The organism is Billgrantia sp. C5P2 (assembly GCF_051062895.2).
This window is the reverse complement of sequence record NZ_CM128542.1, coordinates 4,109,026-4,130,280: the sequence shown is the minus strand read 5'-3', so window position 1 is coordinate 4,130,280 and position 21,255 is coordinate 4,109,026. Positions and strand designations below refer to the sequence as shown.

Genomic DNA, 21,255 nt, shown 5'->3' with positions numbered 1-21,255 from the left:
GGGGCTCCCCGCCCGTAGCGAATTCTTAACAGGTAACGACATGGCCAACCAGAGCTCCTCCCCGGATAGCCCCCAGATCGACGAGAACCGCCTGATTGCCGAGCGCCGGGCCAAGCTGGCGGCGCGGCGTGAGCGTGCCGCCGAGACCGGCGGCAGCGCCTTCCCCAACGACTTCCGCCGCGACAGCCTGGCGGCCGACCTGATCGACGAGCTGGGCGAAAAGGACAAGGCGGAGCTCGAAGCGTTGAATCGCCCGGCGGCGGTGGCCGGGCGCATCATGCGCAAGCGCGGCCCATTCCTGGTAATCCAGGACCCCAGCGGGGTCATCCAGCTTTACGTCGACAAGAAGGGGCTGCCGGAAGAGACGCTCGAAGACATCAAGGGCTGGGATATCGGCGACATCGTGGCCGGCCGCGGCCCGGTACACAAGTCGGGCAAGGGCGACCTCTACGTGATGATGGAAGAGGCCAAGCTGCTGACCAAGAGCCTGCGCCCGCTGCCGGACAAGTTCCACGGTCTGACCGACATGGAGGCGCGCTATCGCCAGCGCTATGTCGACCTGATCATGAACCCCGATTCGCGCCGTGTGTTCGAGACCCGCGCCGGCGTGATCAGCGCCATGCGCCGCTTCTTCGAGGAGCGTGGCTTCATGGAGGTGGAGACCCCCATGCTGCAGCCGATTCCCGGCGGTGCCACCGCGCGGCCCTTCGTCACGCACCACAACGCGCTCGACATCGACATGTACCTGCGCATCGCGCCGGAGCTCTACCTCAAGCGCCTGGTGGTGGGCGGCTTCGAGAAGGTCTTCGAGATCAATCGCAACTTCCGCAACGAGGGGCTTTCGACGCGCCATAACCCCGAGTTCACCATGGTCGAGTTCTACCAGGCCCACGCCAATCATCATGACCTGATGGATCTCACCGAGGAGATGCTGCGCACCATCGCGCTCAAGGTGCTGGGTACTACCACGGTGGTCAACACCGTGCGCAATGCCGAAGGCGAGATCCTCGAGACCTACGAGTACGATTTCGGCAAGCCGCTCAAGCGTATCAGCGTGTTCGACTCGATTCTCGAGTACAACCCGGACATCCACGCCGACGCCCTGGCCGACGAGGCGGCGGCTCGCCAGATCGCCGAGCGCCTGGACATCGACGTCAAGGATGGCTGGGGCCTGGGCAAGATCCAGATCGAGATCTTCGAGAAGACCGTCGAGCACCGCCTCAAGGACCCGACCTTCATCACCGACTATCCCACTGAGGTGAGCCCGCTGGCGCGGCGCAACGACCGCGACCCGTTCGTCACCGAGCGCTTCGAGTTCTTCGTAGGCGGGCGCGAAATCGCCAATGGCTTCTCCGAGCTCAACGACGCCGAGGATCAGGCTGAGCGCTTCCGCGCCCAGGCGGCGGAGAAGGAGGCCGGCGACCTCGAGGCGATGTATTACGACGCCGACTACGTGCGCGCACTGGAGTACGGCCTGCCGCCCACTGCCGGTGAGGGAATCGGCATCGACCGCCTGGTGATGCTGTTCACCGACAGCGCCTCGATCCGGGATGTGCTGCTGTTCCCGGCCATGCGCCCAGAGGTGGACTGAAGGGGCTGCGCTTCGGCCCGGCAAGCCGCTGAAGCGACGGGGCATGCCTTCGAGGAGGCGCACCGAGCCCATCCCTGGGAGCTACCGGCGCCATCCATGGCGCCGGACCTCCTCTCTGGCATTCCCCCGTCGCGTTACCTCTTCTGACGGATCAAGCCCGGGCCTCTCGGTGTCGACCCGGCGGAAGTATTGGTAAGCGGCGGCGCTAGCGCCCATAATGATCACCGTTTCGACGTCGAGGAGACCGCGATGAAACTGCTCAACCGCTCCGCCCTGAGCGTCAGGCCGACCCGGCATTTCGTGGACTGGATCAACGCGCTGGAACCCACCATGGGGGAGGACGACCTCACCCTGGCCGACGTCGAACGCGAAAGCACCGTCTACCTCATCCCCGAGATGGACACCCCCGAGGCGCTGGAAGCTTTCGTGCGCGAGCGCTATCTCGAGATTCTCGAGACCGAGTTGCGCGCCTGGGAAGAGGACGAGCGCCAGTGGCCCGAGGCCGTGGACTGGGCGCTGTTCCAGCGTTTCCTGCAGGTCGAGCACAGTTACCTGGCGATCGATCTGGATGACGAGACGGCGCTGGAGATCTCCGAGGTCGACGACTCGCTGCTATTGGAAACCGATCAAGACTGATTCGCTTCCCTCGTTGATTTTCGGGAACCGGCTGCGGCCGGTTTTCTCGTTACGTACCCTGCAGTGATGGAAACAGGATGAGCCGACTCTTCTCCACCCGGCCCGGCGATGACGGCCTGCCGGGTCCCGAGCGTCGCCTGGCGGTACTGGCGCTGATCCTCGGTACCCTGATGGCCGTGGTGGACGTCACCATGATCAACATCGCGCTGCCCTCCATCGCGCGCGATCTCGAGGTCTCTGCCGCCAGGACGGTCTGGGTCACCAACCTCTTCCAGATCGTCTGTGCCGCCTTTCTGTTGGTATGCGCCTCCTTCAGCGAGATGATCAGCCGTCGGCGACTCTACGTGACAGGGCTCGGGCTTTTCGTGCTGGCATCGCTGGGCGCGGCGCTGTCCCGCAGCCTGGAATGGCTATTGGTATTCCGCGCCCTGCAAGGACTGGGCGCGGCGGCCACCCTCTCCATCGGTCCTTCGCTCTACCGCTCGATCTTCCCCACACGGCTGCTGGGCAGCGCGTTGGGGCTCTCCGCCATGGTGGTGGCGGGTGGTTACGCCGCCGGCCCGGCGCTGGGAGGCGTGGTGCTGTCATTGGTCAGTTGGCCCTGGCTGTTCGCCCTGCATCTGCCCCTGGGGATCGTTTCGCTGTGGCTGGCGTGGCGCGCGCTCCCTCGCGAGAGGGGGCGGCGCGGCGGCTTCGACGGTCGCGGTGCCTTGGGCTCGGTAGTCATGCTGGGGAGTTTTTTCCTGGCTATGGATACCCTGGGGCACGGCGCGCCGCTGTGGCAGGCGCTGGCCTGGCTGGCGCTCAGCGTGATCACTGGCTGGCTGTTCCTGCGCCGCCAGCGGCGGGCCAGCCATCCGCTACTGCCGCCGAGGCTGTTTCAGGTGCCGCGCTTCCGCCTGGCGGTCTCCGCCTCTGGGCTCGCCTTCGTCGGCCAAGGGCTCGCCTTCGTCGCGCTGTCGTTCCTCTACCAGCAGGAGATGGGCTTCTCGCCGTTGCACACTGCCTGGCTGTTCACGCCTTGGCCGCTCGCCATCATGCTGGTCGGCCCGATTGCCGGTCGCCTGGCCGACCGCGTGAACCCCAGCGTCATGGCGAGCCTGGGGCTGGTGCTGCTGATGCTGGGGCTCGCTTCGCTGGCCCTGCTGCCGCAGGATGCCGGCATGCTGGACAGCCTGTGGCGTACGGCCTTGTGCGGCATCGGCTTCGGGCTGTTCCAACCCCCCAACAACCGAGAGATGATGACCAGCGCCCCGCGGGAGCTGACCACCAGCGCCTCGGGCGTGCTCAGCACCACGCGCACCGTGGGGCAGTCGCTCGGCGTGGCGCTGGTCGGCGCCTTCCTGGCGGCCAGCGCGCCAGTTCAGGCCACACTGTGGGCTGGCTGCCTGGCCTGCCTGCTGGCACTGGCAGCCAGCCTGGCGCGGGTGTCGCTGGCCGGGGCTGCCCGGACGGGCGATGGCGAAGAGGCGCCCCGGGTGCAGTCGTCGAGCAAGCGAGTACAATGAACCTCACATCCATGATCGAGGAGCCCGAATGAGCATTCAGGCCGTCATCGAAGAGAAGTTGCAGGCCCTCGAACCCACCTTTGTCGCGGTGGAGAACGAGAGCCATCGACATGCCGTGCCCGCGAACTCCGAAACTCATTTCAAGGTCACGGTGGTGTCCGAACATTTTCTGGGACTGATGCCGGTGAAGCGTCATCAGCGCCTCTATGCGCTGCTCGCCGACGAGCTGGCGGGGCCGGTGCATGCCCTGGCCCTGCACCTCTATACACCGCAGGAGTGGGCCGCCCGCGGCGAGGCTCGGCCCGATTCCCCCAATTGTCGTGGCGCCGGCGCGTGACCACCGAGCCGCAGCGTCTTCAGTACCTGGAGGCGATGGGACTGACCGCCTGGGTCGCTCGCTTCCAACTGCCCCATGCGCGGCCGACGGAGGCCTGCGAGTGGGAGTTGCCCGAGCGGCCTGTCGCTCCACCTCCTGCCGAGCGCCTGCATGCCCTGCTGGACGAAGCCGGCAGCGTGGCACGCCAGGCGCCTCCGGCAGAATCGGCGGCGGAGCCACCGCGGGCGACGTCACCCGGACGCGCCCGCCAGCTGCTGGGTATCACGCCCTCCCACGAAGAGGCCCAGCAGCCGGTAGGCGAGGAAGCGACACCCACGGAAACGAGACCGGTTCGAGAGCCGCTGCGTTTCGTTCTGCAGGTGGGATGCCTGGGTGGGCGCTGGCTGGTAATCGTGCCGCAGGAGACCGCGCCGGACGCCATTCAGAGTCTACTGCTGGACAATCTGCTCAAGGCAGCAGCGATCGACATCGAACAGCCGCCGGCATTCGAGGCGTATCGCTGGCCGCCGATGGAAAATCTACCTGCCGAGGCACCGCTGGAAGAGGCGCGTGAAGGACTCCAGGCTTTCGTCGAGGGCACGCGCAGGCGCGGCTGGTCGCCGGAAAGAGTGTTGGTCTTCGGCCGGGACGACACCTTGGATCGTCTGCTCGACATGCGCGAGGGGCGGGCCGAGCTGCTTGGGTTGCCCGGTTGGCAGGGCCCCGCCCTGGCTGAACTGGTGCAGAGCGCCGCGGCCAAGCGCGCGCTGTGGCCCACCCTGCTGGAATGGCGGCGGGCCTGGTCGCAGCAAGAGAGCAAGGTCGATGGCTGAGGTCGATATACGTCGGCTGGAGGCCGCCGATCTGGAGCGCCTGGCGGCGCTGGAAGGCAACCAACCGCGACCTTGGACGCGCAGCCAGCTCGAGGCCATGTTGAATGACACCGACTGCTGCGTACTGGGAGCCGAGGTGGCGGAGGGGCTCGCAGGCCATGCCGTGGTCGTCAGGCTGCCTTTCGAGGCCGAACTGCAGGCCATGCTGGTAACACCCGCCATGCGACGGCGCGGCCTGGCTGCAGCGCTGCTTGAAGCGGTGATCGAGCAGAGTCGAAGCTGGGGCAGCGAGCGGCTACTGCTCGAGGTCAGGGCGGGCAACGAGGCCGCCATCCAGCTCTACCGCCGCGCAGGCTTCAGCGAAGACGGGCGGCGGCGCGACTATTACCCGCCGCTTTATGAGGTAGCCGACGCGAGCAGGGAGGATGCCATTCTGATGTCGCGTCTGCCTTGAGGCAGGGCGGAAGGGCTCAGCCTCTCTCGGTTTCCACCTCATCGAACTTGCCCAGCAGCGCGGTCAGGCGGCGCTCCCACTCCTCGCGCTCCTGCTTTAGCCGGCTGTTCTCCTCGCGCAGTTCCTCGGCCTCCATCTTCAGCAGCTCCAGGGCCTCGACGGCACTGGCCACTTTCTGTTCGAGCCGGTTGAAGAGTTCGGTGCTCATCGTGTTCTCCTGAAATGACATCCTGCCGGGGCGGGCCCCTGCCCGCGCTGAAATCCGTTGCGCAGCGTAACGCCGAGGGCCGCGGCTGGGCAAGCGTAGCCGAACGGCGACGCCCTGGGCTCAGTGGCCAGATGCCGCCAAGCGGCGGTAGAGCCGACCGGTGCTGTCGCCGGCGCGTACTTCGCGATGCAGCGACCAGGTGGCGGGAACTCGCACCTCGAGTGCCGTTTCGGTCTCCAGGTAGATCCAGGCATCCGGCGTCAGCCAGCCCTGCTCGAGCCGTTCGCAGCAGGGCTCGGCCAGGCCTTGGCGAAATGGTGGGTCGAGGAAGACCAGTGAAAAGGGGGGGATGTCGGCAGGGCCTGCGGCGAGGAGGACTAGGGCATCGCCGGCATGCACCCGGCCCCGCTCATCGGCGCCCAGGGTTTCCAGGTTGGCTGCAAGGCTGTGGGCGACTCGGACATCGCGCTCGACGAACAGCGCCTCGGCCGCTCCGCGAGAGAGCGCCTCCAGGCCCAGGGCGCCGGTGCCGGCGAACAGGTCTAGCACCCGCGCGCCCGGCGTGGTTGCGGCCAGCCAGTTGAACAGCGTTTCGCGAACCCGGTCGGGTGTGGGGCGCAGGCCGGGGCTGTCGAGTACCGGTAACAGCCGGCGGCGGAACTCGCCGCCAATGATGCGCAGGCGGCCGCTGCCTTGGGGCGAGCGAGCGCCGGAGCGCGAACGAGAGGGGGGGCGGCGACGTGTCATGCGGTCGAATTGTACCTGTCGGCTTGTCCACAGTCATGATGCGCGGTGTTAGGATGTAGCGATCATTCACCCGTGAGGCTGAATCCCCCCATGTTCGGTTTTTTCAAGCGCAAGAAACAGGAAGAGCAGCAAGAGCAATCGACTCGGCCCGAAGAAGAGGAGGGCTTGAGCGAGAAGTCGCCTGAAGAGGATGCGCCCGCGGAAGAGACTGCGGTCGACCCCGTCCGCCAGGAAGCGGCGCCCGCCGAGCCTGATGTCGTCGACGCGCCGCGACCCGAGGAGCGCGCCATGGCCGGCCCCGCGGCGGATGAGGCGCTTGAGCGGACCGAGGCGGTCGATGAGGTCGGAAAGGAGGAAGAGAACGCGGTGCTGCGCCAGGAGGCGCTGGTGCCCGAGTCGGAGGTCGAACCGGAGCCTGAACCGCCTGCACCCGAGCCTGAGCCCGCCCGTACCCCGCTGCAGGAGAAGCCTGGCGCCGAGAAGAGGGGCTGGTTCGCCCGCATTCGCTCGGGGCTGGGAAAGACCCGCGCCAACCTCACCGAAGGCGTCGCCGGGCTGTTCCTGGGCAAGAAGCAGATCGACGATGAGCTGATCGAGGATCTCGAGACCCAACTGCTGATGGCTGACGTGGGCATCGAGGCGACCACCGAGATCATCGACCGCCTGACCGAGCGCGTCTCACGCAAGGAGCTCAAGGATCCCCAGGCCCTCTATCGAGCGCTGCAGGATGAGCTTGCCGTGATGCTCGACGCCGTGGCCAAGCCGTTGGCACTGCCGGCCAAGGGCGATGGCCCCTTCGTGATCCTGATGGTGGGGGTCAATGGGGTGGGCAAGACCACCACCATCGGTAAGCTGGCTCAGCGCTTCCAGCGCGAAGGGCGTAGCGTGATGCTGGCCGCCGGCGACACCTTCCGCGCCGCCGCGGTGGAGCAGCTCAAGATATGGGGCGAACGCAACAGCGTGCCAGTCATCGCACAGCACACCGGTGCCGATAGCGCATCGGTGATCTACGACGCGGTGGCCGCGGCCAAGGCACGCAAGGTCGACGTGCTGATTGCCGATACTGCCGGGCGCCTGCACAACAAGGGGCACCTGATGGAAGAGCTCAAGAAGGTGCACCGGGTGATGGGCAAACTCGACGACAGCGCGCCCCACGAGGTGATGCTGGTGCTCGACGCCGGCACCGGCCAGAACGCGCTGTCCCAGGCCAGCACCTTCAACGAGGCGGTACCGGTCACCGGCATTACCCTGACCAAGCTCGACGGTACCGCCAAGGGCGGCATCATCTTCGCCCTGGCCAAGCAGCTCGGCACGCCGATCCGCTTCATCGGCGTGGGCGAAGGGCTCGACGACCTGCGCCCCTTCGAGGCTCGCGATTTCGTCGATGCGCTCTTCGACCAGGGCGACGAGGGAGCCGCCGCCGCGCCATGATCCTCTTCGAGCATGTGGGGAAGCGCTATGGCGGGCGTTTCGATGCGCTGGCCAATATCGACTTTCGCGTACGGCGTGGCGAAATGGTCTTCCTCACGGGCCACTCCGGCGCCGGCAAGAGTTCCTTGCTGCGCCTGGTCATGCTGCTGGAGCGGCCGACACGGGGGCGCATACTGGTGGCGGGGCACGACATCGGGCGCCTGCACCCCAGCCAGGTGCCGTTCTACCGTCGCCAGATCGGCGTGGTGTTCCAGGATCACCAACTGCTGTTCGACCGTTCCATCTTCCATAACGTGGCACTACCGCTGGAGATTCGTGGATTCGATCCGCGCGAGGCCGGCCGCCGGGTGCGCGCGGCGCTGGACAAGGTGGGCCTGCTGCATCGGGAGAAGGCGCTGCCCATCGAGCTCTCCGGCGGTGAGCAGCAGCGCGTGGGCATCGCCCGGGCGGTGGTCAACAAGCCCTCGCTGCTGCTGGCCGACGAGCCCACCGGTAACCTCGATCCGCAGCTCTCCGCCGACATCATGGCGCTTTTCGAGGACTTCAACCGCATCGGTACCACGGTGATGATCGCCAGTCACGACCTGGCGCTGATCGCTCGCCTGCGCCACCGTGTGCTGCGTCTGCGCGAGGGGCGCCTGGTCGCTGACGAGGAGGCGGCATGAGCCGGCAGCCTCCTGCCCCGCCGCGTGGCGCACGCACCCAGCGCACCCGCTCCTCGAGCCGTTTTCGTGGCTGGCTGCGTCACCATCGCGCCATGTGCCTCGACAGCGCCCGCCGTCTGCTGCGCGCCCCCATTGGCAGCCTGCTCACCATGCTTGCCATCGCCATCGCCCTGGTGCTGCCGGCGGCGCTGTGGCTGGCGCTGGACAGCGCGCGCCTGCTCGATGCCGAACTCGACGAGAGTGCCACGCTCACCGTTTATCTGTCCCACGGTGTCGACGAGGCCCAGGCCGGGCGAATCGACGAGGCGGTGGCGGCACATGAGGGTGTGGCGCGCACCCGGCTGATCAGTGCCGCCGAGGGTATGGCGGAATTCCAGCAGGCGCTGGGCCTGGCCGATGCACTGGGGCGGCTCGAAGACAATCCGCTGCCGGCGAGTATCGTAGTGGTGCCCCTGGATCCGTCACCTGAGGCGGTTCGACGGCTGGCCGATTCGCTGGAGGAAGTGTCCGGTATCGATGAGGCCCGCCTCGACCTGGCCTGGCTCGAACGCCTGCGCCACCTGGCCGAGCTGGGCAGCCGCCTGGCCCTGGCGCTGGGGATACTGTTCGGCCTGGGTGTGCTGCTGATCGTGGGCAACACCATACGCCTGGCGGTGGAGAGCCGCCGCCAGGAGATCGAAGTGGTGATGTTGATCGGGGCCACCCACGCCTTCGTGCGCCGCCCTTTTCTCTACAGCGGCGCCTGGTACGGCCTCGGTGGCGGCCTGCTCGCTTGGGGGTTGCTGGGGCTCGGCAACCAGTGGCTGACGGTACCGGTCAGCGCTCTCGCCGCCAGCTACGGCGCCTCCTTCACGCTGCCCCAGCTAGGCCCCGAGGGCTCGGCAACGCTGCTGTTGTGCAGTACACTATTGGGCTGGCTGGGAGCTTGGATCGCCGTAAGCCGTCACCTCGCGGAGGTTCGGCCGCGATAAGAAGCCGCGCTGCGACGCCCTGTCGCCGTTGTTGCGCTAGCGACCGCGATCGGCATCTGCCACGCTGTCGACAGCAGGAAGGGAACGTTATCGATTATCGCCCGTCTAAGCAGGCGGTTGAAAAGTATATTAGGTTTTCAAGGAGACAACCTGCAATGAGCACCAGTCTTCTGCCGGTGGGCCAGCTCTCGCCGGGGCATGACCTCAACGGGTACATCCAGGCGGTCAATGGCATTCCCATGCTTACCGCCGAGGAAGAGCGCGAACTCGCCTTTCGCCTTCACGACGAGGGCGATCTGGAGGCGGCGCGTCGTTTGGTGCTGTCGCATCTGCGCTTCGTCGTCCATATCGCGCGCAGCTATTCCGGCTACGGTCTGCCCCAGGCAGACCTGATCCAGGAAGGCAATGTGGGCCTGATGAAGGCCGTCAAGCGCTTCGACCCCAACCAGGGGGTGCGCCTGGTCTCCTTCGCCGTGCATTGGATCAAGGCAGAGATCCACGAGTTCGTGCTGCGCAACTGGCGCATCGTCAAGATTGCCACCACCAAGGCCCAGCGCAAGCTGTTCTTCAACCTGCGCAGCGCCAAGAAGCGCCTGGCCTGGCTCAACAATGCCGAAGTCGACGCCATCGCCCGCGACCTTGACGTCAAACCGGAAGTGGTGCGCGAGATGGAAGGCCGCCTGGCGGCTCACGATGCCGGCTTCGACGCTTCCCCGAGCGAGGACGAGGACTCCGCCTACCAGGCGCCGGTCCACTACCTGGACGATGACGGCTCCGATCCTGCCGTTCAGCTCGAGGATAGCGACTGGGAGGATGACGCCAGCCGCCGCTTGAAGATGGCCCTCGAGGCGCTGGACGAGCGCTCCCGCGACATACTCCAGCGTCGCTGGTTGGCCGACGACAAGGCCACGTTGCACGACCTGGCCGATGTCTATGGCGTCTCCGCCGAGCGTATCCGACAGCTCGAGAAGAACGCCATGAAGAAGATTCGCCATCAGTTGGGCGATACGCTGGCCGCGTGACCGGTGAGCCGCCCACAACGAGAAAGCCCCGGCCTTGGCCGGGGCTTTCTCGTTGTGGGCGCGCCTCAGGCGGTCTGCGTGACTGGCTGGCGCATCAGCTGCGACGAGAGCAACGCCCACTGCTCGTCCCAATGCTCGGTGGGGCGGCGCTGGAAGTCGCTGCGCACGTACTGCGAGATGCGCCCCTCGGCCACGGCGACCAGCAGGTTGGCGGTAGCCGAGACCGTCAGCACGGGGCGTAGGCGTTCACGCAGCTCCGCTTCGCGCAGGACCTGCTTGAGCTGGGTTTCCAGGCGCTCGAAGAGCTGATGAATGCGCAGCCTGAGCCGGGCAGTCTCGCCGGTCAGCACGTCGCCTTCGAGAAGGCGCGACAGCCCGGGGTTCTTCTCGGCGAAGGCCAGCAGCAGGGTGAGGATCTGGCCGCAGCGCGACACGGCGTCGGGAAAGTCCTCGAGTATGCGGCTGATACGCTCGAAAAGCGTCTCCTCGATGAATTCGATGAGGCCCTCGAACATGCGGGCCTTGCTCGGGAAATGGCGGTATAGCGCGGCTTCGGAGACGCCCACCTGGCGCGCCAGCGCCGCAATGGTGATGCGCTTGCCGCTATCCTCCTCCAGCATCAGGGCGAGCGACTGCAGGATCTGCTCGCGCCGGCTGGTTGGTTGCGTTGCCTGCGTCATGTCGATGTTTGTCTTCTGGTTATTGGAATGGCCCGGGGCGGCTGGCCTCAGGCGCTGTCGTTCCCTTGCCGTTCGGCATCGGTGATCAGGGTGCCGACGCCCGCATTGGTGAAGATCTCCAGCAGTGTGGCGTGAGGCACGCGGCCGTCGATGATATGCGCACTTCTCACGCCGCCCTTCACGGCGTCCAGTGCGCAGCGGATCTTGGGCAGCATACCACCATGGATGGTGCCGTCGGCGATCAAGGCATCCACTTGGGCGGTAGTGAGGCCGGTGAGCACCTCGCCCTCGGCATTCATCAGCCCGGCCACGTTGGTCAGCAGCATCAGTTTCTCCGCGCCCAGCGCCTCGGCTATCTTGCCCGCCACCAGGTCGGCGTTGATGTTGTAGCTGTTGCCCTGGGCATCGACCCCGATGGGGGCGATCACCGGAATGAAGTCGCGTTCGGCGAGCATCTCGATCAGGTCGGTGGAGATGTGCTCGACCTCGCCTACGTGGCCAATGTCGATGATCTCGGGGGCGGTCATCTCGGGCGTCTTGTGCTCCACCTTGAGTTTCCGCGCGCGGATCTGCGCGCCGTCCTTGCCGGTGAGGCCGATCGCCTTGCCGCCGCACTGGTTGATCAGGTTGACGATGCCCTTGTTGACCAGCCCGCCGAGCACCATCTCCACCACGTCCATGGTCTGCGAGTCGGTGACCCGCATGCCGTTGACGAAGCGCGACTCGATCTTCAACTTGCCCAGCAGGTCGCCGATCTGCGGCCCGCCGCCGTGCACCACCACCGGATTGATGCCCACCTCCTTCATCAACACCATGTTGCGGGCGAAGGAGTCGATCAGGGTGTCCTCGGTCATGGCGTTGCCGCCGTACTTGACGACGACAGTCTTGCCGGAGAAGCGCTGGATGTAGGGAAGTGCCTCGGAGAGCACTTCCACTACCAGTCGCGGGTCACGAGTCGTTTCGGTCATGGTCCTTCCTTAAAGGAGTCGAAAACGCCGCCGTCAGCTCGGCAGCGTCAGCGCCGGGTCGACCTGTTGCAGGGCGGCGGCGAAACGATTGCGGATGCGCTCGAGGGCCGCATCGCTCTTGCCCTCGAAGCGCAGCACCAGCACCGGCGTGGTGTTGGAGGCACGGCACAGGCCCCAGCCGTCGGGGTAGTCGACGCGGATGCCGTCGAGGGTGGTCTTGACGCCATCGTCACCGAAGTCGCCCTCGCGGGCCAGCTTCTCCACCAGGTCGAACTTGTTCTCGTCGGTCACGTGGACGTTGATCTCGGGCGTGCCGATGTCCTGCGGGTAGCGGGCGAAGAAGGTGTCGGCGTCCTCATCCTGCTTGGACAGGATCTCGAGCAGCCGGGCGGCACCGTAGAGGCCATCATCGAAGCCGTACCAGCGTTCCTGGAAGAAGATATGGCCGCTCATCTCACCGGCGAGCAGAGCCCCGGTCTCCTTCATGCGTGCCTTGATCAGCGAGTGGCCGGTGCGCCACATCTCCGGCGTGCCGCCGGCCCGCTCGACGACACCTGCCAGGTTGCCGGTGCACTTGACGTCGAAGATCACCCGGGCACCTGGGTTGCGCGACAGCATGTCCTCGGCGAAGGCCATCATCAGGTGGTCGGGGTAGATCAGCTTGCCGCTCGGCGTGACCACGCCCAGGCGATCACCGTCGCCATCGAAGGCCAGGCCGATGTCGGCGCCGGTCTCCTTCACCGTGCGGATCAAGTCCTGCAGGTTTTCGAGCTTGCCGGGGTCAGGGTGATGGTTGGGAAAGTTGCCGTCGATTTCGGCGAACAGCGGCACGGTCTCGGCGCCGAGCTGCTCGATCAGCTTCGGCCCCAGCTCCCCGGCCACGCCGTTGCCGCAGTCGACCACCGCCTTGAGCCGGCGCTCGAGCTTGACGTCGCCGACGATGCGCTCGAGGTAGGCGGCGCGCAGGTCGTCCTGGCGCACACTGCCCTGGCCTTCGGCCAGGTCGCCGGTCTCGATGCGCCGGTAGAGCGCGGTGATCGCCTCGCCGGAGAGGGTCTCTCCGCCCAGCACGATCTTGAAGCCGTTGTAGTCCGGCGGGTTGTGGCTACCGGTTACCATCACGCCCGAGGCGGTGCCTTCGAGCACGTGGGTGGCGAAGTAGAGCACCGGGGTGGGCACCATGCCGATATCGACCACGTCGCGCCCGGCTGCGGTCAGGCCGCGCATCAGCGCTTCGCTGAGCCGGGGGCCGGAGAGGCGGCCGTCGCGGGCGACCACCACGGTGGATTCATTGCGGGCAGCGGCTTCCGAGCCGATCGCCCGGCCGATCATCTCGACGGTTGCCTCGGTCAGGGTATCGTCGACGATGCCGCGGATGTCGTAGGCGCGGAAGATGGAGGCCGGTACGCTGCTGTTCGTGACTTGGCTCATAGCGGTTCCTTGTCAGACAGGTGTGGGTTCATGTGCCAGGTTGCGAAAACGCTGCCAGGCGGTTCCTTCCCTGGAACGGCAGGCAGCGGTGCGTCAAGCGTCAGTGGCGGCCCGAGCTGCCGAAGCCGCCTTCGCCGCGGAGGCTGGCCTCGAAGCTGTCGACGACCTCGAGCTCGGCCTGGACCACCGGTACCAGCACATACTGAGCCAGGCGCTCGAACGGCTCCAGTACGAAGGCAGTGTTGCCGCGATTCCAGGTCGAAATCATCAACTCGCCCTGATAGTCGGAGTCGATCAGCCCTACCAGGTTGCCGAGCACGATGCCGTGCTTGTGGCCGAGACCCGAGCGCGGCAGGATCAGGCCGGCAAGGCCCGGGTCGCCGATATGAATGGCAAGCCCGGTGCGGATCAGCTCGCACTGGCCAGGCTCGAGGGTCAGTGGTTCGTCGAGCAGGGCCCGCAGATCCATCCCGGCCGAGCCCAGTGTGGCATAGCGGGGCATGTAGTCGTGCAACCGCTCGTCGAGGAGCTTGACTTCCAGTCGCGGTCTGGCAGTGGGCCTGGCTTGTGGGGTATCGGGCATGATCGTTCCGTCGGTTTCGCTAATGGTCTGGGTCAAGGGCCGGGGCTTGGGCCGGCGTTCAGTGCACGGGGTGCGAAGCCACGCAGCCGAGGGCGCGCTCGATCACTGCCCTGGCGAGCTGGGTCTTGGGCTGTGGCGGCAGGCTCGCGCCACTCTCACCGTCGCCTTCTCGCCACAGCAGCAGGGCGGCATTGTCGTCGGCGCCGAAGCCGAGCCCCGCAGCGGAAACGTCGTTGGCGACGATCATGTCCAGCCGCTTGCGTTCGAGCTTGTCGCGGGCGTAGGCCTCCAGGTCGCGGGTTTCCGCGGCGAAGCCTACCACCAGGGGACGCCCGCCTGCCGCATCGCGCTGCTTGGCGACATCGGCAATGATATCGGGGTTCTTGACCAGGCTCAGGGTCAGTCCATCCTCGTCTTCGCGCTTCTTGATCTTGTGCTCCGATGCCGCCTCGGCGCGGTAGTCGGCCACGGCGGCGCAGCCGATGAAGATATCGCACTCGCTTGCCAGGCGGCGGCTCGCCTCGTGCATCTGCAGTGCCGTCTCCACATCGATGCGTGCTACACCCTCGGGCGTGGGCAGGCTGACGGGGCCGCTGATCAGGGTGACTTGAGCGCCGAGCTCGGCGGCGGCGGCGGCCAGGGCAAAGCCCATCTTTCCCGAACTGTGGTTGGAAAGGTAGCGCACCGGGTCGAGGGGCTCGCGCGTGGGGCCGGCAGTGATCACGATATGCAGGCCCTGGGCCGGGGTTTTCTCGCCTGGTGCGACTTGGTCGTGTGCTGTCTCGCTGGCCGGCTGGATGAGTTCGGCCACGATCGCTTCGGGCTCGAGCATACGACCCGGCCCAACGTCGCCGCAGGCCTGGTCGCCGCTGGCCGGCCCCAGCAATCGCCAGCCGTCCTGTTCGAGGCGGGCGGCGTTGCGCTGGGTGGCAGCATGGCGCCACATGGCCTGGTTCATCGCCGGTGCCATGACCCTCTCGGCTTCGCTGGCCAGGCACAGGGTGGTGAGCAGGTCGTCGGCCATGCCCTGGGCCAGGCGCGCCATCAGGTCGGCGGTGCCGGGGGCGATCAGGATCGTCTCGGCCCAGCGCGCCAGCTCGATATGCCCCATGCCGGCCTCGGCTTCCGGGTCCAGCAGCGAGGTACGTACCGCCTCGCCGGTGAGTGCCTGCAGCGTCAGCGGGGTGATGAAGGCCTGGGCGCCCTCGGTCATGACCACGCGTACCTCGCAGCCCGCCTGCTTGAGCAGCCGGGCGAGCTGGGCGCTCTTGTAGGCGGCGATACCGGCGCTGATGCCGAGCAGGATGCGCCGGCCAGCGAGCCGATTGACGGACTGCATTGTCATGGGAGTTTCCTGAACTAAAACCCGACCTCTTACCTTACCATTGCCGTTGAAGTTGCGCAGCCACGGCCCTTCGTGCGCGTCGGTTACAATGCATGACTTCTACCAACCGATGGAAAGCGTAGCAAGGAGACAGGGGATGTCGATTCGCGACTGGCCCGAGGGCGAGCGCCCGCGGGAGAAACTGCTGGCGCTGGGTGCCGAGGCACTGTCCGATGCCGAGCTGCTGGCGATTTTCCTGCGAGTGGGGGTGGCGGGCCGCTCGGCAGTGGATCTGGCCCGCGACCTGCTCACGGCGTTCGGCGGGTTGCGCCAGTTGCTGGAGGCCGATCAGGTGCGTTTCTGTGCCGAGCGGGGCCTGGGCACGGCCAAGTTCGTCCAGCTCCAGGCGACCCTCGAGCTCTCCAAGCGCCACCTGGCCGCCCAGCTCGCCCGTGGCGATGCACTGACCTCACCGACCCTGGTGCGGGCCTACCTGGCCACCCAGTTGCGCCATCTGGGCCATGAGGTATTCGCTGCGCTGTTCCTCGATACCCAGCATCGCGTGATCCGCTTCGAGTCGCTGTTCCGCGGCACACTGGACAGCGCCTCGGTCTATCCGCGCGAGGTGGCACGCCGGGCGCTGGAGTTGGGGGCCGGCGCGATCATCTTCGCTCACAACCATCCTTCGGGGGTGGCCGAACCCTCCGATGCCGACCGGCGCATCACCGATCGCCTGCGCGAGGCGCTGGGTCTGTTCGAGATCCGCGTGCTGGATCACTTTGTCGTTGGGGACGGAGATGTCGTGTCATTTGCGGAGAGAGGGTGGCTTTAGGGGGCGAGGGGTGTAGAATACGCGGCTACTTGTTGCCTGTAGGGATGCACTCTGCTATAAAGTGCAGCCTTTGAATTCCCTTGGGTCAAATGAGAACGGGGTCGTTCCCGGTTTGCCCGACAGGTTTTGAACACTCAGGTTTGACCACCTGGCCAAGCGGTTGGAGGCTCCCATGTCCAAAGTATGTCAGGTTACCGGCAAGCGTCCGGTAACTGGTAACAACGTATCACACTCCCAGCGCAAGACCCGCCGTCGTTTCTTGCCGAACCTGCACACCCATCGTTTCTGGGTGGAGTCGGAGAATCGCTTCGTCAAGCTGCGCATCTCTTCCAAGGGGATGCGCATCATCGACAAGAAGGGCATCGACGCGGTGCTCAGCGACATCCGCAAGCGCGGCGAAGCCGTCTAAGCGACCACTCAGGGAGTAAGCAGCCATGCGTGACAAGATCAAGCTGGTGTCCAGTGCCGGTACCGGCCACTACTACACCACCGACAAGAACAAGCGGAACACCCCGGACAAGCTCGAATTCAAGAAATTCGATCCGGTAGTCCGCAAGCACGTGATGTACAAGGAAGCCAAGATCAAGTAAATCTTGGTCGTCTTCCGCAGGTGTTCAAACCTGTCCTCCTGAACCCGGCGCCCTCGCCGGGTTCAGGCGTTAGTGAACACGGCGCAAATTGCTGTACAGGCGAATCGCTGCGTTACGCGCTGCTCGAAATCCTCACCTATACCCCATAGGCTCCGGTTTCTGCGCTGCGGGCGCCTTGCGCTTCATCCCGTTCGCTAATTTGCGCAGCGTTCCCAACAGCATTTTATCGTCGAGCCGCAGTGCGGCTGCCGAGCGAGCGACAACATGCCCGAGCTGCCCGAAGTCGAGACCACCCGCCGCGGTATCGCCCCCCACGTGCAGGGGCGCGAGATCGTCGAGGCGATCGTACGCCAGCCGCGTCTGCGCGTGGCGGTGCCCGACGATTTGATCGACCGCCTGGTGGGGGCGCGCATCGGCATCCTGGCGCGGCGCGCCAAGTACCTGCTGCTGCCGGTCGAGGGAGGGGGTGAGAGAGAGGGCGCTGGCAGCCTGATCTGGCACCTGGGCATGTCGGGCAGCCTGCGCATCGCCCGGCTGGGCGAATTGCCCAGGAAACACGATCACATCGACCTGGTGTTCGATGACGGTGCCATCCTTCGCTACCACGATCCGCGCCGCTTCGGCTTCGTCGACTGGCTCGCCGGCACGCCCGAATCCGACCCGCGGTTGGCCAACCTGGGGCCCGAGCCGCTGTCCGATGCCTTCGATGGCGAGCGCCTCTTCCTGCTCTCGCGCGGACGACGTATGGCCGTCAAACCGTTCCTGATGGACAACGCGGTGGTGGTGGGCGTCGGCAACATCTATGCCAGCGAGGCACTGTTCCTGGCCGGTATCGACCCACGTCGGGCGGCGGGTCGCATCTCCCGCGAGCGCTACGAGCGCTTGGCCGCCGCCATTCGCGAAGTGTTGGCGGCGGCCATCGCCCAGGGCGGCACCACGCTACGAGATTTCGTCAGTGGCACCGGCGAGCCAGGATACTTCAAGCAGCGACTCAATGTGTACGGCCGCCATGGCCAGGGCTGCCGACGCTGCAACGGCGAGCTGCGGCTGGTGACGCTGGGGCAGCGGGCCAGTGTCTTTTGTCCCGCCTGCCAGCGCTGATTTTCCCATTCAAGAGACGAACCATGACCCAGACCCTGCGCCTCAAGAAGAACGCCGACCGTCGCCTCAAGGCCGGCCACCTATGGCTCTACTCCAACGAGGTCGACATCGAGGCCACGCCGCTCAAGGGCCTCGAACCGGGTGCCCAGGTGGTGGTCGAAGCCGCTAACGGCAAGGCCATGGGGGTGGCCTACGTCAACCCCAACTCGCTGATCTGCGCGCGAGTGGTGTCGCGCGACCCCGAAATGCGCCTCGACCGCTCGCTGCTGGTGCATCGCTTCAACCAGGCGCTGGCACTGCGCCAACGCCTCTACGCCAAGCCGTTCTACCGGCTGGTGCACGGCGAGGGCGACCTGCTGCCGGGGCTGGTAGTGGACCGCTTCGACGACGTGCTGGTGGTGCAGCTCAATACCCTGGGCATGGAGCGCCTGGCCGAGGAGGTCGTGGCAGCGCTGGACAAGGTGCTTTCACCACGGGTCATCGTGTTCAAGAACGACTCCTCCGGGCGTCGCCAGGAGCAGCTCGAACGCCAGGTCACCGTGGCCAAGGGCGAGCTCGATGGTCCCGTGCTGCTGGAGGAGAACGGCGTGCGCTTCCACGTGCCGGTGCTCGACGGCCAGAAGACCGGCTGGTTCTTCGATCACCGCGGCAACCGCGCCTGGCTCAATGGCCTGGTGGCCGGCAAGCGAGTGCTGGACGTGTTCAGCTACATCGGCGGCTGGGGCGTGCAGGCGGCGGCCCACGGGGCCAGCGAGGTGCTGTGCATCGATGCCAGCGCCCAGGCGCTCGAGCGGGTGGCGGAAAACGCAGCCTTGAATGGCCTGCACGAGCGGGTGGCGGTGGGCGAGGCCGATGCCTTCGAGGCGCTGGCCGCGCTCAAGGCCGACGGAGAGCAGTTCGACGTGGTGATCCTCGACCCCCCGGCCTTCATCAAGAAGCGCAAGGATATTCCCAACGGCGAGCGCGCCTACGCCAGGCTCAACCGAGAGGCGATGCGTCTGCTCGGGCGCGACGGCTTGCTGCTCTCGGCATCCTGTTCCATGCACCTGGCACAGGAACGGCTGGTGGACGTGGTGCGCGGCGCGGTGCGCCACCAGGACCGCCACGGCCAGATCGTCTACCAGGGCCACCAGGCGGCCGATCATCCGGTGCACCCGGCGATCCCCGAGACGGCCTATCTCAAGGCGCTGGGTGTCCGGGTCTTCCGCGACTGAACTGATATGAACGGCTACGTCCGCGTTTTTGCCCACTCCAATTCGCTGCTGGTCAGCCATGTGCGCAACGTGCTTGCCGCGGCGGGTATTCCCGTGGAGTTGCGCAACATGGTGCTGGGCGGAGGCGCCGGCGAGCTACCGTTGGGGGAGTGCGAACCCGAGGTATGGGTGGCACCGCACAACCGCGAGCGAGCCGAGGCGCTGATTCACGCGGCCATGGCGGGTCCCGGCGAAACACCGGGCTGGCACTGTTCGAACTGCGGCGAAACGCTGGAGGGTGTCTTCGATGCCTGCTGGCGTTGCGGCACGACGAAAGCCTGAATCCGTCACGAATTACCCCGCACGGAGAGAGCATCATGTCACTGGAGTGGGACCTTCCCGATCCCTTTGTCATCGAGCTCGAGGTGGCCGCCTCGGCCATCGACGAGTACGGCCACGCCAATAACGCCGAGTACCTGCGCTGGGTCGAGCAGGTGAGTTGGGCTCACTCGGAGCATCTAGGGCTGAACCTGGCTCGCTACCGCGAGCTGGACCGCGCCATGGCCGTGCATCGCCACGAACTCGACTACCTGGCACCGGCCTTTGAGGGGGAACGCCTGCAACTGGCGACCTGGATCGTCGGCTGCGACGGCCGCCTCACTCTCACTCGACGCTTTCAACTGATACGACCTGCCGACGGCCGCACCCTGCTGCGGGCGCGCACCCGCTTCGCCTGCATCGAGCTTTCCGGCGGGCGTCCGCGGCGCCTACCCGAGGAGTACGTGGCCATCTACGGCGGTGCGCTTGTTGTCGAGTGAGGCTGTGATTTTTTTGTCAGATTTTCTTGTGCGGTGCTGATTTTCTTTTGGAAAGCCTCGCTGCATGGGTTTTTACCGTTCTTTGTCCAAGGTGCTTCATGTTTGGACTGCCTGTGCTGTAATGCGCCTGTCTTATCCTAATAACAGGCGTTGAACGCTCAGGAGGTGCCTCATGAAGATCGCCGTGCCGAAGGAAATCAAGAATCACGAATACCGCGTCGCCCTGACGCCCACGGGAGCTCGTGAGCTGGTCTCACGCGGCCATTCGGTCACGGTGCAGGCCGGTGGCGGCGAAGGGGCAGGGTTTTCCGACGCCGACTACGAGGCCGCAGGTGCCCGGATCGAGGCAAACGTGGACACCCTCTGGGCCGACGCCGAGCTGATCCTCAAGGTCAAGGAACCGCAGTCGGAAGAAGTGGCGCGCCTCACCCGCGGCCAGACCCTGTTCACCTACCTGCATCTGGCCGCCGAGGAGAAGCTGACTCGTGGCCTGATGGAAAGCGGCGCCACCTGCATCGCTTACGAGACCGTCACCGACCGTCTGGGCGGCCTGCCGCTGCTGGCACCGATGAGTACCGTGGCCGGCCGCATGGCGATCCAGGCCGGCGCACACAGCCTGGAGAAGGCCCAGGGCGGTTCCGGCGTGCTGCTGCCTGGCGTGCCCGGCGTGGCGCCCGGCAAGGTCGCCGTGATCGGCGGCGGCGTGGTGGGCGAGAACGCCGCGCGCATGGCGCTGGGCCTGGGTGCCGAAGTGACCGTGATCGACAAGTCGATTCCACGCCTCGAGGTGCTCGACGACCGCTACCAGGGCCGCATGAAGACCGTCTTCTCCACCGCCGATGCCATCGACGAGGCGGTGCGCGAGAGTGACCTGATCGTTGGCGCAGTGCTGATCCCCGGCGCCGCCGCGCCCAAGCTGATCACTCGCGCCATGCTCGCTGACATGAAGCCCGGCAGCGTGCTGGTCGACGTGGCCATCGATCAGGGCGGTTGCTTCGAGACCAGCCGTGCGACCACCCATGCCGAGCCGACCTATATGGTCGATGGCATCGTCCACTACTGCGTGGCCAACATGCCCGGCGCGGTGGCACGTACCTCGACCCAGGCGCTGACCAACGCCACCCTGCCGTTCGTGATTGCCTTGGCCGACAAGGGCTGGAAGCGGGCGCTGGCCGATGATGCGCACTTCCTGCCCGGCCTCAACGTGCACGACGGCCAGGTCACCTACCGCGCCGTGGCCGAGGCCTTTGGCCTGGAGAGCGTCGATCCCGCCAGCCTGGTACGGTGAGCGGCGCCGGGGGCGGTCGCCTTGACCGCCCCCCTCGCGTTACCATAGCGGGCATTTCCGACAGC

The 21,255-nt window shown here is 66.3% G+C and carries 25 protein-coding genes; 18 read left to right on the top strand and 7 right to left on the bottom strand.

The annotated features are described in order from the left end of the window. Window positions 1-40 precede the first annotated feature (40 nt). From lysS to rimI, 6 genes are all read left to right on the top strand, one after another. Complete coding sequence (gene lysS, locus ACRWQA_RS19170; protein WP_434230364.1) at window positions 41-1,591, top strand: lysine--tRNA ligase; 1,551 nt, start codon at window positions 41-43, stop codon at window positions 1,589-1,591. Between the two features lie 249 nt (window positions 1,592-1,840). After that, window positions 1,841-2,227 carry a hypothetical protein gene (locus ACRWQA_RS19165; protein WP_263582323.1) on the top strand — a complete coding sequence of 129 codons (387 nt, stop codon included), beginning with the start codon at window positions 1,841-1,843 and terminating at the stop codon, window positions 2,225-2,227. A 77-nt stretch (window positions 2,228-2,304) separates the two neighbouring features. Then, the gene (locus tag ACRWQA_RS19160) at window positions 2,305-3,735 is read left to right on the top strand and encodes an MFS transporter (protein WP_434230362.1); all 1,431 of its coding nucleotides are present in this window, start codon (window positions 2,305-2,307) and stop codon (window positions 3,733-3,735) included. 28 nt (window positions 3,736-3,763) lie between these two features. Then, window positions 3,764-4,072 (top strand): BolA family protein, encoded by a 309-nt coding sequence (locus tag ACRWQA_RS19155; protein WP_263582324.1) that lies wholly within the window; start codon window positions 3,764-3,766, stop codon window positions 4,070-4,072. Further along, window positions 4,069-4,884, top strand: a complete 816-nt coding sequence (locus ACRWQA_RS19150) for a hypothetical protein (protein WP_263582325.1) — start codon at window positions 4,069-4,071, stop codon at window positions 4,882-4,884. The genes ACRWQA_RS19155 and ACRWQA_RS19150 overlap by 4 nt, the downstream gene beginning before the upstream one ends. Further along, entirely contained in the window at window positions 4,877-5,338 is a 462-nt protein-coding gene (gene rimI / locus ACRWQA_RS19145; RefSeq protein ID WP_263582326.1) for a ribosomal protein S18-alanine N-acetyltransferase, read from the top strand. Before ACRWQA_RS19150 ends, rimI begins: the two co-directional genes overlap by 8 nt. Window positions 5,339-5,354: 16 nt before the next feature. On the opposite strand, the gene ACRWQA_RS19140 is transcribed toward rimI, so the two are convergent. After that, entirely contained in the window at window positions 5,355-5,546 is a 192-nt protein-coding gene (locus ACRWQA_RS19140; RefSeq protein ID WP_103970057.1) for a cell division protein ZapB, read from the bottom strand. 120 nt (window positions 5,547-5,666) lie between these two features. After that, window positions 5,667-6,293 carry a 16S rRNA (guanine(966)-N(2))-methyltransferase RsmD gene (gene rsmD, locus ACRWQA_RS19135; RefSeq protein ID WP_263582327.1) on the bottom strand — a complete coding sequence of 209 codons (627 nt, stop codon included), beginning with the start codon at window positions 6,291-6,293 and terminating at the stop codon, window positions 5,667-5,669. 90 nt (window positions 6,294-6,383) lie between these two features. Between rsmD and ftsY the strand changes: the two genes are divergently transcribed. The 4 genes from ftsY (at window position 6,384) to rpoH (ending at window position 10,382) form a co-directional block, all read left to right on the top strand. Continuing rightward, window positions 6,384-7,724, top strand: a complete 1,341-nt coding sequence (ftsY, locus tag ACRWQA_RS19130; protein ID WP_263582328.1) for a signal recognition particle-docking protein FtsY — start codon at window positions 6,384-6,386, stop codon at window positions 7,722-7,724. Further along, a complete protein-coding gene (gene ftsE, locus ACRWQA_RS19125) occupies window positions 7,721-8,389 on the top strand; it encodes a cell division ATP-binding protein FtsE (RefSeq protein ID WP_263582329.1) in 669 nt (222 codons plus the stop codon). Before ftsY ends, ftsE begins: the two co-directional genes overlap by 4 nt. Further along, window positions 8,386-9,360, top strand: coding sequence for a permease-like cell division protein FtsX (ftsX, locus tag ACRWQA_RS19120; RefSeq protein ID WP_263582330.1), 975 nt, complete (start codon window positions 8,386-8,388; stop codon window positions 9,358-9,360). Before ftsE ends, ftsX begins: the two co-directional genes overlap by 4 nt. 155 nt (window positions 9,361-9,515) lie before the next feature. Further along, window positions 9,516-10,382 carry an RNA polymerase sigma factor RpoH gene (gene rpoH / locus ACRWQA_RS19115; protein ID WP_263582331.1) on the top strand — a complete coding sequence of 289 codons (867 nt, stop codon included), beginning with the start codon at window positions 9,516-9,518 and terminating at the stop codon, window positions 10,380-10,382. Window positions 10,383-10,447: 65 nt separating this feature from the next. Here the strand turns inward: rpoH and slmA are convergent, their stop codons facing one another. The 5 genes from slmA to coaBC all read right to left on the bottom strand — a co-directional run bounded on the left by slmA (window position 10,448) and on the right by coaBC (window position 15,389). Continuing rightward, window positions 10,448-11,062, bottom strand: coding sequence for a nucleoid occlusion factor SlmA (gene slmA, locus ACRWQA_RS19110; protein WP_434231485.1), 615 nt, complete (start codon window positions 11,060-11,062; stop codon window positions 10,448-10,450). A gap of 47 nt (window positions 11,063-11,109) precedes the next feature. Continuing rightward, a complete protein-coding gene (argB, locus tag ACRWQA_RS19105) occupies window positions 11,110-12,030 on the bottom strand; it encodes an acetylglutamate kinase (RefSeq protein ID WP_263582333.1) in 921 nt (306 codons plus the stop codon). Window positions 12,031-12,063: 33 nt separating this feature from the next. Further along, window positions 12,064-13,461, bottom strand: coding sequence for a phosphomannomutase/phosphoglucomutase (locus ACRWQA_RS19100; RefSeq protein WP_263582334.1), 1,398 nt, complete (start codon window positions 13,459-13,461; stop codon window positions 12,064-12,066). 100 nt (window positions 13,462-13,561) lie between these two features. Beyond that, on the bottom strand, window positions 13,562-14,044 hold the full coding sequence (gene dut / locus ACRWQA_RS19095) for a dUTP diphosphatase (protein ID WP_263582335.1): 483 nt from the start codon (window positions 14,042-14,044) through the stop codon (window positions 13,562-13,564). Window positions 14,045-14,102: 58 nt separating this feature from the next. Continuing rightward, window positions 14,103-15,389, bottom strand: a complete 1,287-nt coding sequence (gene coaBC / locus ACRWQA_RS19090; RefSeq protein ID WP_263582336.1) for a bifunctional phosphopantothenoylcysteine decarboxylase/phosphopantothenate--cysteine ligase CoaBC — start codon at window positions 15,387-15,389, stop codon at window positions 14,103-14,105. Window positions 15,390-15,525: 136 nt separating this feature from the next. On the opposite strand from coaBC, the gene radC reads away from it, so the two are divergent. The 8 genes from radC (at window position 15,526) to ald (ending at window position 21,190) form a co-directional block, all read left to right on the top strand. Next, on the top strand, window positions 15,526-16,200 hold the full coding sequence (gene radC, locus ACRWQA_RS19085; protein ID WP_263582337.1) for a RadC family protein: 675 nt from the start codon (window positions 15,526-15,528) through the stop codon (window positions 16,198-16,200). 172 nt (window positions 16,201-16,372) lie between these two features. Continuing rightward, window positions 16,373-16,609, top strand: a complete 237-nt coding sequence (rpmB, locus tag ACRWQA_RS19080) for a 50S ribosomal protein L28 (RefSeq protein ID WP_149328717.1) — start codon at window positions 16,373-16,375, stop codon at window positions 16,607-16,609. A 25-nt stretch (window positions 16,610-16,634) separates the two neighbouring features. Beyond that, window positions 16,635-16,790 (top strand): 50S ribosomal protein L33, encoded by a 156-nt coding sequence (gene rpmG, locus ACRWQA_RS19075; RefSeq protein ID WP_263582338.1) that lies wholly within the window; start codon window positions 16,635-16,637, stop codon window positions 16,788-16,790. Between the two features lie 264 nt (window positions 16,791-17,054). Next, window positions 17,055-17,891 (top strand): bifunctional DNA-formamidopyrimidine glycosylase/DNA-(apurinic or apyrimidinic site) lyase, encoded by an 837-nt coding sequence (gene mutM, locus ACRWQA_RS19070; protein ID WP_263582339.1) that lies wholly within the window; start codon window positions 17,055-17,057, stop codon window positions 17,889-17,891. 23 nt (window positions 17,892-17,914) lie between these two features. Further along, complete coding sequence (locus ACRWQA_RS19065) at window positions 17,915-19,105, top strand: class I SAM-dependent rRNA methyltransferase (RefSeq protein WP_263582340.1); 1,191 nt, start codon at window positions 17,915-17,917, stop codon at window positions 19,103-19,105. A 6-nt stretch (window positions 19,106-19,111) separates the two neighbouring features. Then, a complete protein-coding gene (locus tag ACRWQA_RS19060) occupies window positions 19,112-19,426 on the top strand; it encodes a putative signal transducing protein (RefSeq protein WP_263582341.1) in 315 nt (104 codons plus the stop codon). Between the two features lie 41 nt (window positions 19,427-19,467). Further along, complete coding sequence (locus ACRWQA_RS19055; protein WP_263583907.1) at window positions 19,468-19,902, top strand: acyl-CoA thioesterase; 435 nt, start codon at window positions 19,468-19,470, stop codon at window positions 19,900-19,902. Between the two features lie 172 nt (window positions 19,903-20,074). Continuing rightward, window positions 20,075-21,190 carry an alanine dehydrogenase gene (gene ald, locus ACRWQA_RS19050; RefSeq protein WP_263582342.1) on the top strand — a complete coding sequence of 372 codons (1,116 nt, stop codon included), beginning with the start codon at window positions 20,075-20,077 and terminating at the stop codon, window positions 21,188-21,190. The last annotated feature ends 65 nt before the right edge of the window (window positions 21,191-21,255 follow it).

What these genes read in the sequence shown, in the direction of transcription:
- lysS (WP_434230364.1), top strand. Translation starts at nt 41, where the DNA reads ATGGCCAACCAGAGCTCCTCCCCGGATAGCCCCCAGATCGACGAGAAC.
- ACRWQA_RS19165 (WP_263582323.1), top strand. Translation starts at nt 1,841, where the DNA reads ATGAAACTGCTCAACCGCTCCGCCCTGAGCGTCAGGCCGACCCGGCAT.
- ACRWQA_RS19160 (WP_434230362.1), top strand. Translation starts at nt 2,305, where the DNA reads ATGAGCCGACTCTTCTCCACCCGGCCCGGCGATGACGGCCTGCCGGGT.
- ACRWQA_RS19155 (WP_263582324.1), top strand. Translation starts at nt 3,764, where the DNA reads ATGAGCATTCAGGCCGTCATCGAAGAGAAGTTGCAGGCCCTCGAACCC.
- rimI (WP_263582326.1), top strand. Translation starts at nt 4,877, where the DNA reads ATGGCTGAGGTCGATATACGTCGGCTGGAGGCCGCCGATCTGGAGCGC.
- ACRWQA_RS19140 (WP_103970057.1), bottom strand. Translation starts at nt 5,546, where the DNA reads ATGAGCACCGAACTCTTCAACCGGCTCGAACAGAAAGTGGCCAGTGCC.
- rsmD (WP_263582327.1), bottom strand. Translation starts at nt 6,293, where the DNA reads ATGACACGTCGCCGCCCCCCCTCTCGTTCGCGCTCCGGCGCTCGCTCG.
- ftsY (WP_263582328.1), top strand. Translation starts at nt 6,384, where the DNA reads ATGTTCGGTTTTTTCAAGCGCAAGAAACAGGAAGAGCAGCAAGAGCAA.
- ftsE (WP_263582329.1), top strand. Translation starts at nt 7,721, where the DNA reads ATGATCCTCTTCGAGCATGTGGGGAAGCGCTATGGCGGGCGTTTCGAT.
- ftsX (WP_263582330.1), top strand. Translation starts at nt 8,386, where the DNA reads ATGAGCCGGCAGCCTCCTGCCCCGCCGCGTGGCGCACGCACCCAGCGC.
- rpoH (WP_263582331.1), top strand. Translation starts at nt 9,516, where the DNA reads ATGAGCACCAGTCTTCTGCCGGTGGGCCAGCTCTCGCCGGGGCATGAC.
- slmA (WP_434231485.1), bottom strand. Translation starts at nt 11,062, where the DNA reads ATGACGCAGGCAACGCAACCAACCAGCCGGCGCGAGCAGATCCTGCAG.
- argB (WP_263582333.1), bottom strand. Translation starts at nt 12,030, where the DNA reads ATGACCGAAACGACTCGTGACCCGCGACTGGTAGTGGAAGTGCTCTCC.
- ACRWQA_RS19100 (WP_263582334.1), bottom strand. Translation starts at nt 13,461, where the DNA reads ATGAGCCAAGTCACGAACAGCAGCGTACCGGCCTCCATCTTCCGCGCC.
- dut (WP_263582335.1), bottom strand. Translation starts at nt 14,044, where the DNA reads ATGCCCGATACCCCACAAGCCAGGCCCACTGCCAGACCGCGACTGGAA.
- coaBC (WP_263582336.1), bottom strand. Translation starts at nt 15,389, where the DNA reads ATGACAATGCAGTCCGTCAATCGGCTCGCTGGCCGGCGCATCCTGCTC.
- radC (WP_263582337.1), top strand. Translation starts at nt 15,526, where the DNA reads ATGTCGATTCGCGACTGGCCCGAGGGCGAGCGCCCGCGGGAGAAACTG.
- rpmB (WP_149328717.1), top strand. Translation starts at nt 16,373, where the DNA reads ATGTCCAAAGTATGTCAGGTTACCGGCAAGCGTCCGGTAACTGGTAAC.
- rpmG (WP_263582338.1), top strand. Translation starts at nt 16,635, where the DNA reads ATGCGTGACAAGATCAAGCTGGTGTCCAGTGCCGGTACCGGCCACTAC.
- mutM (WP_263582339.1), top strand. Translation starts at nt 17,055, where the DNA reads ATGCCCGAGCTGCCCGAAGTCGAGACCACCCGCCGCGGTATCGCCCCC.
- ACRWQA_RS19065 (WP_263582340.1), top strand. Translation starts at nt 17,915, where the DNA reads ATGACCCAGACCCTGCGCCTCAAGAAGAACGCCGACCGTCGCCTCAAG.
- ACRWQA_RS19060 (WP_263582341.1), top strand. Translation starts at nt 19,112, where the DNA reads ATGAACGGCTACGTCCGCGTTTTTGCCCACTCCAATTCGCTGCTGGTC.
- ald (WP_263582342.1), top strand. Translation starts at nt 20,075, where the DNA reads ATGAAGATCGCCGTGCCGAAGGAAATCAAGAATCACGAATACCGCGTC.